Source organism: Pseudarthrobacter sp. HLT1-3, from assembly GCF_059383535.1.
On the sequence record NZ_JBWZCJ010000005.1, the window covers coordinates 140,903 to 154,883 of the forward strand.

Below are 13,981 nucleotides of genomic sequence, written 5' to 3' on the forward strand. Positions count from 1 at the left end.
TCTCCGTGAAACTTTTGCTCCGGTATCCGCTCGTGGCGGGCACCCTCGCCGTCCTCCTGGCCGTACTGGTTCTGCTGGTGTCCGGGCAGCCGCTGATAGCGCAGATCGCGGCCAGCCTCTACGCCCTGGCAGTGGCGGTCTATCTGGGGGTCGGCATGGTCCGCAGGCTGATGGGCGGCCAGTGGGGCATCGACATCCTGGCGGTCACCGCGATCGTAAGCACCGTCCTGGTGGGCGAGTTCATCGCCTCGATGATCATTGTCCTGATGATGGCCGGCGGCACAGCCCTCGAGGACTTCGCTGCCGGCCGGGCCAAGAAGGAACTGACGTCGCTGCTGGAACGCGTCCCGCAGACGGCCCACCGGGAACGCAACGGCAGCTCCGAAGCCGGCACCCCCGCAGCCGGAACCCATACAGACGAAAACCACGCAGGCGGCCAACACGAGGATGTCGCCGCCACCGATGTCCGGATCGGCGACATCCTGCTGGTCAGGCCGGGGGAAGTCGTGCCGCTGGACGGCATCCTGCTCTCCGAGTCCGCCACCCTGGACGAGTCCTCGCTCACCGGCGAGAGCCTTCCGGTGGAGCGGGTCACCGGCGACGGACTGATGAGCGGCTCCCTGAACGGGGAAGCCGCCGTCCGGATGCAGGTCACGGCCCTGATGGAGGACTCGCAGTACAGCCGCATCGTCGCCCTGGTCAAGGAAGCCGCGGACAGCAAGGCACCCATGGTGCGGCTCGCGGACCGGTACGCCGTTCCGTTTACCGCCCTGGCCTACCTGCTGGGGGCGATCGGCTGGATCATCAGCGGCAGCCCGGCCCGGTTCGCGGAAGTGCTGGTGGTCGCCACCCCGTGCCCGCTGCTGATCGCCGCCCCCGTGGCCTTCCTGGGCGGCATGAGCCGTGCCGCGCGCGGCGGCATCATCGTCAAATACGCCGGCGTGCTGGAACAACTGAGCCGGATCAAAACCGTCGCCTTCGACAAGACCGGCACCCTGACCTATGGCCGGCCCGCGCTCGTCGGGGTGCGGACATCTGGTTCCTTCACCGAGGACGAGGTTCTCGGGCTGGCGGCCTCCGCCGAACAGTATTCCTCCCATGTACTCGCCGCCTCCGTGATGGATGCCGCACGGACCCGCGGGCTGGTCTTCGAAGCCGCCACGGAGGCCACCGAATTCGCCACGCACGGCGTCCGGGCACGCTTCGACGGCCGCGACGTGGTGGTCGGCAAGCCCAAGTTCGTGGCTGAATCGGCCCCCGGCGTCACGGAAACAGAACTGGCCAGCGGCGAGCTCGCCATTTACGTGGGCGTGGCCGGGGAATTCGCCGGGTCCCTCGTGATGAGCGACCCGATCCGCAAGGAAGCCCGCCGCACGCTGGCCGAACTCACCGGGCTCGGCGTCACCCGGACGGTCATGCTGACCGGCGACGCACTCGCCACCGCCGAGCACATCGCGGACGAAGCCGGGCTCACCGATGTCAGAGCCGAGTGCCTGCCGCCGGACAAGGTCGAGGCCGTCCGCTCGCTGCCCGTCCGCCCGGTCATGATGGTCGGCGACGGCGTGAACGACGCGCCCGTCCTGGCCGTCGCCGACGTCGGGATCGCGATGGGCGCGCGCGGCTCGACGGCGGCCGGCGAGTCGGCCGACGTCGTGATCATCCTGGATGACCTGTCCAAGGTGGCGTCCGCCGTGCGGATCGGGCAGCGCACCGTCAAGGTGGCGCTGCAGAGCATCTGGATCGGGATCGCGCTGAGTGTGGCGCTGATGGTCGCGGCGATGGCCGGCTATGTCCCCGCCATCGCAGGTGCCCTCTCCCAGGAACTGGTGGACCTGGCCACGATCCTCAATGCGCTGCGCGCGCTCAGCCCGGGCAAAAGCTCCGGCAGCTCCGCCGGCAAGAAGACCGCCGGACCCAAGGGCCCGGGGCTCAAGGGCGACGTCGGTGCTACCGGGCGGCCTGTCTCTCGGCTTCCGCGATCCGCGGAACGGTTTTGAGGTAGCTGTCCGGGTTCAGCGAGATCGAGTCGATGCCCTCGCTGACCAGGAACGCCGCGAACTCGGGATGGTTGCTGGGCCCCTGGCCGCAGATCCCGATCTTGATCCCGGCGGCATGGGCCTTGCGGATGGCTTCGCTGATCATCGCCATCACGGCCTCGTCCCGCTCATCGAAGAGCGCGGCGAGCTGCGCCGAATCCCGGTCCACGCCCAGGACCAGCTGGGTGAGGTCGTTGGAGCCGATGGAAAAGCCGTCGAAGCGGGTGGCGAATTTTTCGGCGAGGACAACGTTGGACGGAATCTCGCACATCATGTAAACCTCCAGGCCGTTCTCTCCGCGGACCAGGCCGTTCTCCGCCATCACGGCCAGCACCCGGTCCGCTTCCTGCGGGGTCCGGCAGAACGGGATCATCACGATGATGTTGCCGAACCCGAGCTGTTCCCGGACCCGTTTGAGGGCCACACATTCCAGGGCGAATCCCTCCCGGTAGCGCTCGTCGTAGTAGCGGGAGGCGCCGCGGAAGCCAAGCATGGGGTTCTCCTCCGGCTCCTCGAACGCGGACCCGCCGATCAGGTGCGCATACTCGTTGGTCTTGAAGTCGCTGAGCCGGACGATCACCGGCCGGGGATGGTAGGGAGCGGCGATTTTGGCGATGCCGCGGGCCAGGGCGTCCACAAAGTAGTCCTTCGGGTCCGCGTAGCCACTGGTCAGCGCGCGGATCTGCTCGGCTTCCCCGGGGTCGGTGACCCGCTCGGGATGGACCAGCGCCATCGGGTGGACCCGGATCAGGCTGCTGATGATGAATTCCATCCGGGCCAGCCCGACGCCGTCGGCCGGCAGCCGCCACCACTGGAACGCCGCCGCGGGGCTGGCGATGTTGACCATGACTTTGGTGTGCGTCTCCGGCAGTTCCCCCAGGTCCACCTCCTCGGTGTCGTAGGCGAGGCTGCCCTCGTACACGCGGCCTTCATCGCCCTCGGCGCACGAGATCGTCACGGCCAGGTCTTCCGCCAGCACGGTCGTGGCGTTCCCGGTGCCGACGACGGCGGGGACCCCGAGTTCGCGGCTGACGATCGCCGCGTGGCTCGTCGGGCCACCGTGGTCGGTGACGATGCCGGCCGCCCGCTTCATGATCGGCACCCAGTCCGGGTCGGTCATTTCGGTGACCAGGATGGCGCCGTCGCGGAAGTTTTCGATGTCGGCCGCGCTCCTGATCACACACGCCGTGCCCTGCGCGATGGAGTCACCGATCGCGGCGCCCCTGGCCAGCACGGTGCCGGTCTCCAGCAGGTGGTGGAGGGTGAACCGCGACCCCGCCTTCTGCGACTGGACCGTCTCCGGCCGGGCCTGGACCATAAACAGTTCCCCGGTCACGCCGTCCCGGGCCCACTCCATGTCCATCGGCCGGGCGTAGTGCTCCTCAACGCTAACGGCCCAGCGCGCCAGCGCCAGGATCTCGGCGTCGGCCAGGACAAACGCGCGGCGTTCCGCTGCCGAGGTGTCCACCATCTTGGTGCGGGCGTGGCCGCCCCGGCTGTAGATCATCTTCCGTTCCTTGGAACCAAGGGTCTTTTCGATAATCGGGCTGATTTCGTCCGCGGCCGCGGCTTCCGCCAGAAGCGGCTTGAACACGAGGTATTTGTCCGGGTTGATGGTGCCCTGGACCACGGTTTCGCCCAGGCCCCAGGCGGCGCTGATCACCGCCACGCGGGGGAACCCGGAGTCCGTGTCGATGGAAAACATCACGCCGGAGGCGCCGACGTCGGAACGCACCATCCGCTGCACGCCGATGGAGAGCGCAACCTCGAGGTGGTCAAAGCCCTTGACCTCGCGGTAGCTGATGGCCCGGTCGGTGAAAAGCGAGGCGTAGCAGCGGCGGCAGGCGTCCAGCAGCTCCCGTTCCCCGGAGATGTTAAGGAACGTCTCCTGCTGCCCGGCAAAGCTTGCGTCCGGCAGGTCCTCGGCGGTGGCGCTGCTGCGGACCGCGACCGAGAGCCGGTCCAGTCCGGCTCGCTCCCCCAGTTCCCGGTAGTGGGAGCGGATGGACCCGGCAATGTCCGCCGGGAACTCACTGTCCAGGAACAGCTCGCGGATGGCCTCCCCGGTGGCGCGCAGGGAGGTTTCGCCGGCCCGGTAGGACTGGATCCGCGCGCGCATCGCGGCCTCGATCCCGTTGGCCTCGAGGAACCGGCGGTAGGCGTCCGCGGTGGTGGCGAAGCCGTCCGGCACGCGCACACCCTTCGCTTTGAGGGACTGGATGAGTTCGCCGAGGGAGGCGTTCTTGCCGCCCACCTGCGGGACATCGCCCATCCCGATCTCGTCAAACCACAGCACCGGGGATTCAGCCATGTCGCAGCTCCTGCTTTCGGCAACGGGAAGGGCGCGCCGGGCACGGTAGTGAACTGCTGCTGCCTGACGCCTCTGGACCCATCCTGTGGCTGCGGGCCGTCCGGTGTCAGAGTCTTTGGACCTTTGTAACGGTTGTGTCCTGCCCGGCCCGGCGGTGGCGCACGATCTTGTACAGCCAGTCCGCGAGCAGCACGGCGGGGATGGCGGCGAGCGCGACGGCCAGGCCGCCGGGCGAAGGCGGTGCGTGGCCCAGCAGGGTGGCGAGCGGACCAAGGAACAGGAACACCGCCAGCAGGCCGAGTTCGGCCAGCACGGCCCAGACCAGCAGCCGGTTAGTGAACCAGCCGAGCCGCCACGGCGGGACCGAGGCGCTGCGGCAGGCGAAGGCGTTGGCGAGCTGGGCCAGGACCACGGTAGTGAACGCGGCGCCGGAGCCGGCCATCAGGACGTCCGCCGCGGGGAGTTCCGCCCCGGGGGTCCAGCCGGCGCCGAGCAGGACCGCCGTGTAGGCCGTCATTTCGAAAAGCGCCTCGACCGGGCCCAGCAGGCCGAACACCCGGAACATCAGCGCCCGGTCCATCAGGTGCCTGCGCTCCGGAGGGCGTTTCAGCGTCCCCTTGCTGGGAGCCTCACTGCCCAGCGCCAGCGCGGGGAGCAGGTCGGTGCCGATGTCCAGGGCGAGGATCTGCAGCACGCTCAGCGCCAGCGGGAAGCGGCCGCCGGACAGTGCCCAGATCACGAAGGGGGTGAGCTCCGCGACATTGTCCGTCAGGTGGTAGGTCAGGAAACGCCGGATGTTCGCGTACGTGGCGCGGCCCTGCTCCACCGCCGCGATGATGGTGGCAAAGTCGTCATCCAGCAGCACGAGGTCGGCCGCCTCACGGGCCACGTCCGTGCCGCTCAGCCCCATGGCCACGCCGATGTCGGCCTGCTGGAGGGCGGGACCGTCGTTGACGCCGTCGCCCGTCATCGCCACCACGTGGCCGCGACGCTGGAGCAGACGGGCCACCCGGAGCTTTTGTTCGGGGGTGACGCGGCTGACCACGACGCCGTCGCGGTCCAGCAGCGCGGTCAGGACGGCGTCGTCCTCGGGCAGGCTGTGTCCCTCCAGTACCACCTCGGGTGTTCCGATCAAACCGGTTTCCCGGGCGATGGCGGCCGCCGTGAAGGCATGGTCGCCGGTAACCATGGCGACCTTGATGCCGGCCCCGCGGGCCGCCTCGAGTGCCAGCCTTACCTCGGCCCGGGGCGGGTCGTGCAGCCCGATCAGCCCCAGCAGCGTCAGTCCGCGCTCAACTTCCTCGAGCCTGAAGCTGGCGCCCGGCAGTCCGGGCAGGCTCCGCTCGGCCACGGCCAGTACCCGCAGACCGTGCGAGGCCATCTCGTCGACCATCTGCAGGGCCCGGTCGGCACCGGATGGCTCAGCGGCGCCCGCTGCCGCACCGGCGCCGGCCCCACCTCCTCCGTCCCCGCCTCCAACTCCGACCCCGTCTCCAACTCCGTCCCCGCCGCACAACGGAATCACCGACTCCGGGGCGCCCTTGACATACAGCGTGGTCCCCACGATCGCGGACTCCCGCAACCGGCGGGGATCGAAGGCAAAGCGGTGCGATACCGCGGGCTCTGCTGGAGCCGACCCGGGACCTGGCCCGGCAGCTGCCAGCCGGACGGCCAGCGCGTGGATGGCGGCCTCCATGGGGTCGCCCTCGGCGATCCACTGCCCCTCGTGGAGCACCGCGCGGCCCACGGAAGCGGCCAGCGCGGCGGTGCTGAGGTGCAGCGCCTCCCCGGTTCCCGTCCCGGTGATCTCAGCCTCCGGCCCGTAGCCTGCGCCGATGACGCTGAGCACCCCGGCCGGGGTCCAGACCTCGACGGCGTTCATCCGGTTCTGGGTCAGCGTGCCGGTTTTGTCCGTGCAAATGAAGGTGGTGGAGCCGAGGGTTTCCACCGCTTCCAGGTTCCGGACCAGTGCGTTGCGCTGCGCCATCCGTTGCGCCCCGACGGCCAGGGACAGCGTGACCGTGGGCAGCAGGCCCTCGGGCACCAGCGCCACCATCACGCCGATGGCAAACAAGAAGGCGTCCCGCCAGGAGATTCCGACCAACAGGGAGAGCACAAAAAACAGCACGCCAATGCCCAGGGCCATCGCGGCGGTGATGCGGACGATTCGTTGCAGCTCCCGCGCGAGCGGGCTTGGCGGCGCCTTGACTTTTCCCGTCAGGGCGGCGATTTCGGCGAGTCGGGTCTTGGCGCCTGTTCCCGCGACCACGCCTTCAGCCTGGCCGTTGACCAGGAAGGTCCCGCCGAAGACGTTGTCCCCGGGTGCCTTGGCGACGGCCTCGCTTTCACCTGTGAGCATCGATTCGTCCACGGAGCAGCCTGCCGCCACGGCCAGCCGGAGGTCCGCCGGAATCCGGTCGCCGGCAACCAGTACGACGGCGTCGTCCGGCACCAGCTCGGTGGTGTGGACCTTGATGAGGCGGTTGTCCCGGCGGACCGAGACCATGGCCGGGAGCAGTTCGCGGAGCTTTGCGGCGGCGTGCTGGGCGCGCTCCTGTTGGATGTAGGCGAAGATACCGTTCACCAGGATGACAACAACGATCGCGATCGCCAGCTGCGGCATACCCGCCATGTAGGCCAGCACGGAGGCACACCACAGCAGGACGGCAAAAAAGTGCGTCAGTTCGGCCAGCAGCCTCCGCCAGCCAGGGACGGTGCCGGTCTCTGGAAGCTTGTTCGCCCCGACTTGAGTGAGTCTTCGGGCCGCCTCGGCGGAGCTCAGTCCTGCAACGCCCGGCAACGCCGCGGCGTTCGACCCCCCGGCGGAAGCCTCCGGCGTCACGGCCGGCCGGGGACGCTCAGGCGTAACACCGGAGACCGGCCCGGGTCAGGTAGCTCATGGGATTGAGGGTGCCCCCCGCGGGTGCGCGCCGTTAGGGCCAAAGGTCACTGGGCCTCACCGGGGGCCCAGAAGCGCCCACACCATTGTGAGTGTCCTGTCCCGAGAACAAATCCATTGACAAAAAGCGAAGAGAAACGAAGTGTAAAGGTAGAAGCGCCAGAGTTTGCAGACCTCGGCTGACGACTCCAATCAACTCGCTCAGCAGTGGTTTCGCTCAGCGACGACGCCGCGGGATCGGCAACCCGTTTCACACAGCAATCTCACAGGCGATCCTTATGACGAACACAGTCGGCGAGCCCACTATTGTTCGAACCCGGGTTTGCCGCGGTCGCGACGGCCGGTGCACCTTATTGGAGCGTCGGCGGCGAGAGCCGTGGCCTTCCGACGCAAGAAGAATGGCACGTGTACCAACTGATGGTGGCGGCTCAGCATGATCACTTTGCGCAGGCACGTACTTCCTCCGGTCCTGGCCGTCCTGTTGCCATCAACGCAGGCCTGTCTTCCGTAAATCGGCCCCTTGGCCGCTGGAGAATCCGCTCCAGCTGTCATTCAAACAAGCAACACCAGTTAGGAACCCTCGAACATTGAGGTGCCACCAATGTCACCAAAACGCGAAACACGCTTCTGGAACCATCAAAATGCGCCCTTGATCGTCCTCGGCGTCGGCATTCTCCTGGTGCTGATCGCCGCTGGGATAGTCGTATGGGCTATCAATATTGCCCCGGTCATCTCTCACCTTCCATGAATCTAGGCGAACGGGGTCCTCAGCCGATCGGGCACGGCATCGGTCCCGACGGCCTTGCGGGGCCTGTACCGGCAGGGCGGGTCGCCAGCGTACGCGCCAGCATCAGTCGAGGGCAGGCGCGCGGTGCCGTCCCAGCGTCCGGAGATAGGCGCCGAAGCCGTGCGGCGCCCGGGCGTGGATCCGGCCTGAGGTCAGCACCCGCATGCTGTCCGTGGCCATGACGGTGAACGCGCGGCTGCGCAGGCTTTGCACCAGGGTCCGGTCCTCCTGCGAGGCGAGCTTCGGGAAGCCTCCGGCGGCCAGGTAGGCGGAGGCCCTGACGCCGAAGTTGGCTCCGTAAATGTGCGGGTGGTCCTCCTCGAAGGGGTGGCGTTCCTGCCAGCTCCGGAGCAGCTCCGGGTCCATCCCTGCGGGGTCCGGTTCCACCGAGCCCAGCACGGCGTCGGCTCCGGCCTCGGCGAATTCCAGCTGGCGGACCAGCCAGTTTCCCGGGACCTGCGAGTCCGCGTCCGTGTTGGCCAGCCAGGTCCGGCCGGCCCAGGGCGGCGGTGTCCACCGCTTGCCGGGCGGTCTCCGCCGGGATGTTCCGATCCCGGCGGCCCGGACCCCGGCCGCGCGGCTGGCTCCGGTGTTGCGGAAATCCACGTCCAGGGCGCGGAAGCGCCGGTCCGCCGCGGCGTACCGGGCCGCGATGTCTGCGGAGCCGTCGCTGCAGCTGTCCAGCACCACGATCACGCGGACCTCGACTTCGGGCCGGAGCCGGTGCAGCGTATCGGCGGCGCATTGCACCGCGCCCAGCGCGCGGCTGAGGTGCTCCTCCTCATTGTGGGCAGGCAGCACGACGGCGATCCGGTCGAGGCTGTGCCCCCGGGGCAGCGGCAGGGCAAGGGCGGCCATTCCGGCTAGCCTTTCCGGGCCCGCGCGCCGGCGTCAGCGCGCGGCGGTTCCCCGCCGGCCCCGGGCGCAACCAGGACCTCGAGGATGAAGTCCCGTTCCCGGTAGAGCCCGGAGTCGGCCCAGCCGAGTCGGCGGCGGGCGGCGGCGTGGACGGAGTCGCCGTCGAGCTCCCAGCCGGAGATAGGGTGCCGCCAGTGGCACAGGGCCAGGGTGCCGCCGGGCAGGAGTGCTGCCTCAATCCGGTCGAACAGTTCGGCCAGCTCACCGGGGGCGAGGTAGTAGCCCACCTCGGAGACCACGATCAGGTCGAAGCGGCCCTCCGGCCAGTCCTGCGGGACGGTGACGTGGCGGGTCCGGGCGGCCGGCAGGTGTTCGAGGCGCCGGGCGGCGTGGGCGAGTGCGGCGCTGCTGGCGTCGACGGCCAGGAAACTGACACAGCGTTGCGCGAGTTCCAGGCTGAGCGTCCCGATCGAGCAGCCGATTTCGAGTCCGGCCGTGTAGTTCAGGCCGGGCAGTGCTGCGAGCGTGAGAGCGCGTTTGCGGTGTTCGTACCAGCTGCTGGTGTACTGCCAGGGGTCGTCGTTTCCGGTATGCACGCCGTCAAAGACGCGTTCCGCGTCGGCGGCGGCGTAGGCGCCGCCGCCGACGCTGCCGCCGGCCCGGACCGCCGGACGCTGCCACGCGAACATCTCGAACGGCCGGTCAAAGTGGGCCAGGAATGCCGGCGGAAGCAGCACCTCGTCGCCGGGCCGGCCGGACAGCGCGCGGGTTTGCGAGCCGTGGGCCGCCATCGCCGCAGCCTTGGCCTGCTGTTCGGCGGGCTGCAGCGGCAGGCGCAGCCAGGACTGCCAGGCCGGGTCCGCGGGGGCCGCCCAAAGCCAGTACCAGATGGGGTATTCCAGCAGCCCGTGGCCGCCTTCCACGGCCGCCTCGGCGGCTGCGGCACCCAGTGCCTCGTGGTCAGGGTGGCCGTCGTGCCGGTAAGGGGCCACCAGCGTAATCTGCTCCGGCGGCAGTTCCGAACCGGTGGTTATGTGCGCCAGGGCGCGCTGCAGGGCTGCGTCCACCTCCGGCCGGTGGTCTGCGAGTTTACCGTCCGGCAGGGCGAGGAATTCCCAGTCCGGATCGGGCAGCAGGCGCGCGAGGGCTCCGTCGAATTCCTGCAGCCGGACGGCCGCAAGCTGATCCGGCGTCGTCGTGGGGGAATCCGGGTGCGAGGCCTCACCGGCCGTGCACAGCAGCACGGTGACGCGGGCGCCGAGCCCCCGCAGCCGGGCGAGCAGCCCGCCCGCGCCGAGGGATTCGTCGTCCGGGTGCGCGGCCAGGACGATGAACGCCTGGCCGGCGAGTTCGCCGGCGTCGAGCGGCAGTTCCGGGAGGGCGGCGAGTCCGCTGGCAACCCAGGCGTCCTCGCTGGTGCCGGCGTCGCGGTGGCTGAAGTTCACCATGGGTGGTCCCCCTTGAGCGTGCGGGCACCAAGCTGGGCGTCGTCGCGCATGGCGTGGTGCTGGCGGATGTAGAGCGAGAGGTCAGCCATCCGCTTGCCGTAGACCGGGTCGAAGGCGAGCGGGCCGGGTCCGAGGTTCTGGCTGACCAGGGTCTGGATGCGTTCGACGGCGGCGGCGACGTGGCCGCGGATGCGGAGGGCCTCGCTCCAGGCGCCGGTGTCCGAGAGTTCCCCGGCATCGATCCTGGCGGCGGTCCGGGCGAGGTAGCCGGTCAGGGCGGTGAGCGTCCGGTCGATCTCGCCGAGGTGGGCGAGCGCGATCTGGTCAGGGTCGCGGCCGCCGTCGGCCGCGGTGAGCAGGGAATCCCTGAAGCTGCGGGCCACCGCGACGGCGCCGCCCAGCCAGCAGGCTGCCACACCCATGCCGCCCCACGCGAAGCCGGGCCGGCGGTAGTACCAGCCGGCGTCGCCCAGCGGCACGGCAGGGACGGCGTCGAAGTGCACGGTGCCGCTGGGGATCTCCGCGAGTGCCCGGGTGGTCCACTGCGGGTCCTCGAAGCTGATGCCGTCGGCGTGCAGGTCGACGGCGAACGCCGCCCGGCCGCCGTCGTCCAGCTGGGCGGTCACGACGGCGTGGTCCAGCTGGGCGGCGAGGGAGCACCAGGGCTTGGCACCGTGCAGCCGGAAGCAGCCGTCCACCTCTGCGGCCTTGAGCCGCAGGCCGGGGGCTTCCGCGGCGAACACACCCCAGGCGCCGTCGAAGTGCACGCTGGCAAAGTCCGGGCAGTCCCAGCCTTCCAGTTCCGCCTGGCCGGTGGCCTGGGTGAGGATGGCGGCGGCGTCCAGGTGGGGTTCAACGGCCCGGCCGGCGGCGACATCGACAGCTGTAACGGAGGCCTGGATTTCCCAGAGGACCGCCGTCTTGCCCGCACCGGGGTTCGGGGCAGTTGCCGCTGCGGCTTTGGCCAGCTCCAGCAGGGCCGGGACGTCGCCGACCGCCGACTGTGCGGCCGCCAGCAGAGGGCCCAGCCGGGCGAGGTCCTGCGGCGCCGAGCTGATCCTGACGGCGAGTGGCCGCTGGGAATCGGGAGTCCGGTTCATTCGGTGCCCTGTCCTCCTTCGAAGTGCTTGCTGCTCCCGGCGTCCGTGCCTGCCGGCCGCTCTACTGGCCGGTAATTTCAGGCCGTCCCGTAAATCTAAGCACACTTAGCACTTTGGGGTTCCCGTGGCAGTCCTTCCCCCGGGCGACACCCCGGATGCCGCAACACCCGTTGCTGCAGCACCTGCGGCTACAGCACCCGGGCAACGGCGAAGCCGTCCCAGCCTTTGGAGCCCACGGTCTGGATCACCGTGCCGTCCAGCCGGCGGTCCGAGCCCAGCAGTTCCAGGGCGCTGATGATGCCCGGGGCGTTGACGGGGTCCATGGTCGGATCCAGCACGGCGCCTTCCCAGACCACGTTGTCTATCACGACGGCGGTGCCGGGCCGGCCGAGGCGGATGGCCCAGTCGAGGTAGCGCGGGTTGTTTTCCTTGTCCGCGTCGATGAAGACGAAGTCGAACGGCTCGGCCCCCTCGTTGGCGAGCGCCTGCAGGGTATCGAGTGCGGCCCCGACCCGGATCTCCACGAGAGAGCCCAGCCCGGCGAAGTCGACGTTGGCGCGGGCCACCGCGGCGTGTTTGGGGAGGTATTCGCAGGTGATCAGCCGGCCGCCGTCGGGCAGGCCCTGCGCCATCCAAATCGTGCTGAACCCGGCCAGCGTCCCGATCTCCAGCACCCGGCGGGCGCCGGAGAGCTGGACGAGCAGTTTCAGCAACTTGCCGGCGGTGGGGGCGACTTCGATGGGCGGCATGCCCGCCTCGAGCGCGGTGGTCACGGCATGCTTCAGGGTGCCGTCGGGACGGACCACGGACTCGGACAGGAAGTCCTCGACGGCGGTCCAGCGGGCAGTGGGCTGATGCTCGAACATGCGCCAAGTCTCCCAGCTGGCCGGTCCCGGCGGTAGGCTCCGACGGCCCGGGATCCGGCGGTAGGCTCGGGGGCCTAGCCTGCCGCGGGGCCCGATCCGCCGTCGAGCGCCTGCTCCAGGCGGTCCAGTTTCCCGGTGAGTTCGCCCGCGAAACCGGGGCGGATGTCTGCCTTGATTACCAGAGATACCCTGCTGCCGTAGCGGCCCACGGCCTCGGTGGCGCGCTTCACGACATCGAAGACTTCATCCCACTCCCCCTCGATCGTGGTGAACATCGAGTCGGTGCGGTTCGGCAGGCCGGACTCGCGGACGATCCGCACCGCCTCGGCCACGGCGTCGTGGACGGACGCCTCGTCCGACGGGATGGCCTCGGAACCGGCGGGCGGGCCGCCGGCAGTGGCTGCGGGACGGCCTGAAGGTGCGACAGAGAATGCAAGCAACATGGAACCAGTCTGTCACGTGCGCCGGCGGCAGGACGGCGCACGTGGGCCCGATCGGTCCTGCTCCCGGACCGAACCAGAGCCCGTCCTGGGCCTGGTGCCTGCAGCCGCATCCGTCACATAAATCAATACCCGGAAGTAATCTCCCCGGTCCGGCCCTGCGTTGCTAACCTAAGCAAATGAACCGGGTAGCAGACCGCAGGCCGCTCCGCGCCGATGCCGCGCGGAACGTGGACAAGATCATTACGGCCGCCCGCCAGTGCTTCCGGGAGCACGGCCCCGAGGTCCCGCTACAGACGATCGCCGTGACCGCCGGCGTCGGCCCGGCCACGCTCTTCCGGAACTTCGCCGACAAGGAAGAACTGGTCCTCGCTGCGCTGCACCGGCAGCTCGGCCTGCTGGTCGATCCCGTCATCGAGGAGGCCCTCGCCGGGCCGGACGCCGCGGAAGGGCTCTTCCGTGTCATTGATGCCCTGATGGGCGTGGCCAGCGAAGAAGCCAACCTGTTGGGAGCGGTCGCCGGCCGGCGCGGGCTGCTCACCGGCATCACGGGCGATCTGATCGAATCCGTGGCGGTGCTGCTGGGCCGCGGACAGGGCCAGGGGACCCTGCGCAGCGACATTTCGATGACGGACCTGATCCGTCTGCTGGCCATGCTGATCGGTGTTGTGGACACGATGGAGGCTGGTTCGGATGCCTGGCGCCGCCCCGTCGCCCTGGTCGAGGACGCCATCCGCACCGAGCGCCCGCACCGGCCGCTGCCGCCACAGGCGCCGCTGCCGGGCACGGCGTACGATTCGGTGCTCGGCTAGAAACCTGTGGGCTGGGAAACAATCGTCGGCGCAGTCGGCGGTCTGCTGCTGGTCTACGCCGTCCTCCTGCTTCTGCTGTGGGGCTATGCGCGCCGCCACCCGGAAACCGTGACGATGAAGGACGCGCTGCGGCTGCTGCCGGACCTGCTCAGACTCCTGCGGCGGCTGCTCGCGGACAAGACCCTGGGCGCAGGGGCGCGGGTCCGGATTGCCTTGCTCCTGGCGTACCTGCTCTCCCCGATCGACCTGGTGCCGGATTTCGTTCCGGTGATCGGCTACGCCGACGACGTTATCATTGTGGCCGTCGTCCTGCGCGCAGTGATCGCACGGGCCGGAGCGGATGCGCTGCGCCGGCACTGGCTGGGGACGCCCGAGGGGCTGCAGCTCATCCTCCGGCTCGGCGGCCTCGGAGCACCCTTGTAGG

11 protein-coding genes are annotated in these 13,981 nt (G+C 69.6%); 4 read left to right on the forward strand and 7 right to left on the reverse strand.

From position 1 onward, the window contains the following. The first annotated feature begins 5 nt into the window (after window positions 1-5). Complete coding sequence (locus AC50X9_RS06470; RefSeq protein WP_494891511.1) at window positions 6-1,997, forward strand: heavy metal translocating P-type ATPase; 1,992 nt, start codon at window positions 6-8, stop codon at window positions 1,995-1,997. Here the strand turns inward: AC50X9_RS06470 and ppsA are convergent. Both ppsA and AC50X9_RS06480 read right to left on the reverse strand, forming a co-directional pair. Next, complete coding sequence (gene ppsA, locus AC50X9_RS06475) at window positions 1,948-4,347, reverse strand: phosphoenolpyruvate synthase (protein WP_494891513.1); 2,400 nt, start codon at window positions 4,345-4,347, stop codon at window positions 1,948-1,950. The two genes, AC50X9_RS06470 and ppsA, sit on opposite strands and share 50 nt — an antisense overlap. Before the next feature lie 106 nt (window positions 4,348-4,453). Further along, window positions 4,454-7,189: a cation-translocating P-type ATPase gene (locus AC50X9_RS06480; protein ID WP_494891515.1), complete on the reverse strand. Its 2,736-nt coding sequence runs from the start codon at window positions 7,187-7,189 to the stop codon at window positions 4,454-4,456. 658 nt (window positions 7,190-7,847) lie between these two features. Between AC50X9_RS06480 and AC50X9_RS06485 the strand changes: the two genes are divergently transcribed. After that, window positions 7,848-7,994 (forward strand): hypothetical protein, encoded by a 147-nt coding sequence (locus AC50X9_RS06485; protein ID WP_494891517.1) that lies wholly within the window; start codon window positions 7,848-7,850, stop codon window positions 7,992-7,994. Window positions 7,995-8,096: 102 nt separating this feature from the next. Here the strand turns inward: AC50X9_RS06485 and AC50X9_RS06490 are convergent, their stop codons facing one another. The 5 genes from AC50X9_RS06490 to AC50X9_RS06510 all read right to left on the reverse strand — a co-directional run bounded on the left by AC50X9_RS06490 (window position 8,097) and on the right by AC50X9_RS06510 (window position 12,748). Beyond that, entirely contained in the window at window positions 8,097-8,891 is a 795-nt protein-coding gene (locus tag AC50X9_RS06490) for a glycosyltransferase family 2 protein (RefSeq protein ID WP_494891519.1), read from the reverse strand. Between the two features lie 5 nt (window positions 8,892-8,896). Next, window positions 8,897-10,339 (reverse strand): PIG-L family deacetylase, encoded by a 1,443-nt coding sequence (locus AC50X9_RS06495; protein WP_494891521.1) that lies wholly within the window; start codon window positions 10,337-10,339, stop codon window positions 8,897-8,899. Then, complete coding sequence (locus tag AC50X9_RS06500) at window positions 10,333-11,439, reverse strand: acyl-CoA dehydrogenase family protein (RefSeq protein ID WP_494891523.1); 1,107 nt, start codon at window positions 11,437-11,439, stop codon at window positions 10,333-10,335. The genes AC50X9_RS06495 and AC50X9_RS06500 overlap by 7 nt, the downstream gene beginning before the upstream one ends. A 188-nt stretch (window positions 11,440-11,627) precedes the next feature. Further along, on the reverse strand, window positions 11,628-12,305 hold the full coding sequence (locus AC50X9_RS06505) for an O-methyltransferase (RefSeq protein WP_494891525.1): 678 nt from the start codon (window positions 12,303-12,305) through the stop codon (window positions 11,628-11,630). Between the two features lie 74 nt (window positions 12,306-12,379). Beyond that, window positions 12,380-12,748: a thiamine-binding protein gene (locus tag AC50X9_RS06510; protein WP_494891527.1), complete on the reverse strand. Its 369-nt coding sequence runs from the start codon at window positions 12,746-12,748 to the stop codon at window positions 12,380-12,382. Between the two features lie 176 nt (window positions 12,749-12,924). Between AC50X9_RS06510 and AC50X9_RS06515 the strand changes: the two genes are divergently transcribed. After that, entirely contained in the window at window positions 12,925-13,557 is a 633-nt protein-coding gene (locus AC50X9_RS06515) for a TetR/AcrR family transcriptional regulator (protein ID WP_494891529.1), read from the forward strand. Window positions 13,558-13,563: 6 nt separating this feature from the next. Then, entirely contained in the window at window positions 13,564-13,980 is a 417-nt protein-coding gene (locus AC50X9_RS06520) for a YkvA family protein (RefSeq protein WP_494891531.1), read from the forward strand. Window position 13,981 lies beyond the last annotated feature (1 nt).

Coding starts and splice junctions, on each gene's coding strand:
- ppsA (WP_494891513.1), bottom strand. CDS start 4,347: ATGGCTGAATCCCCGGTGCTGTGGTTTGACGAGATCGGGATGGGCGAT.
- AC50X9_RS06485 (WP_494891517.1), top strand. CDS start 7,848: ATGTCACCAAAACGCGAAACACGCTTCTGGAACCATCAAAATGCGCCC.
- AC50X9_RS06490 (WP_494891519.1), bottom strand. CDS start 8,891: ATGGCCGCCCTTGCCCTGCCGCTGCCCCGGGGGCACAGCCTCGACCGG.
- AC50X9_RS06495 (WP_494891521.1), bottom strand. CDS start 10,339: ATGGTGAACTTCAGCCACCGCGACGCCGGCACCAGCGAGGACGCCTGG.
- AC50X9_RS06500 (WP_494891523.1), bottom strand. CDS start 11,439: ATGAACCGGACTCCCGATTCCCAGCGGCCACTCGCCGTCAGGATCAGC.
- AC50X9_RS06505 (WP_494891525.1), bottom strand. CDS start 12,305: ATGTTCGAGCATCAGCCCACTGCCCGCTGGACCGCCGTCGAGGACTTC.
- AC50X9_RS06510 (WP_494891527.1), bottom strand. CDS start 12,748: ATGTTGCTTGCATTCTCTGTCGCACCTTCAGGCCGTCCCGCAGCCACT.
- AC50X9_RS06515 (WP_494891529.1), top strand. CDS start 12,925: ATGAACCGGGTAGCAGACCGCAGGCCGCTCCGCGCCGATGCCGCGCGG.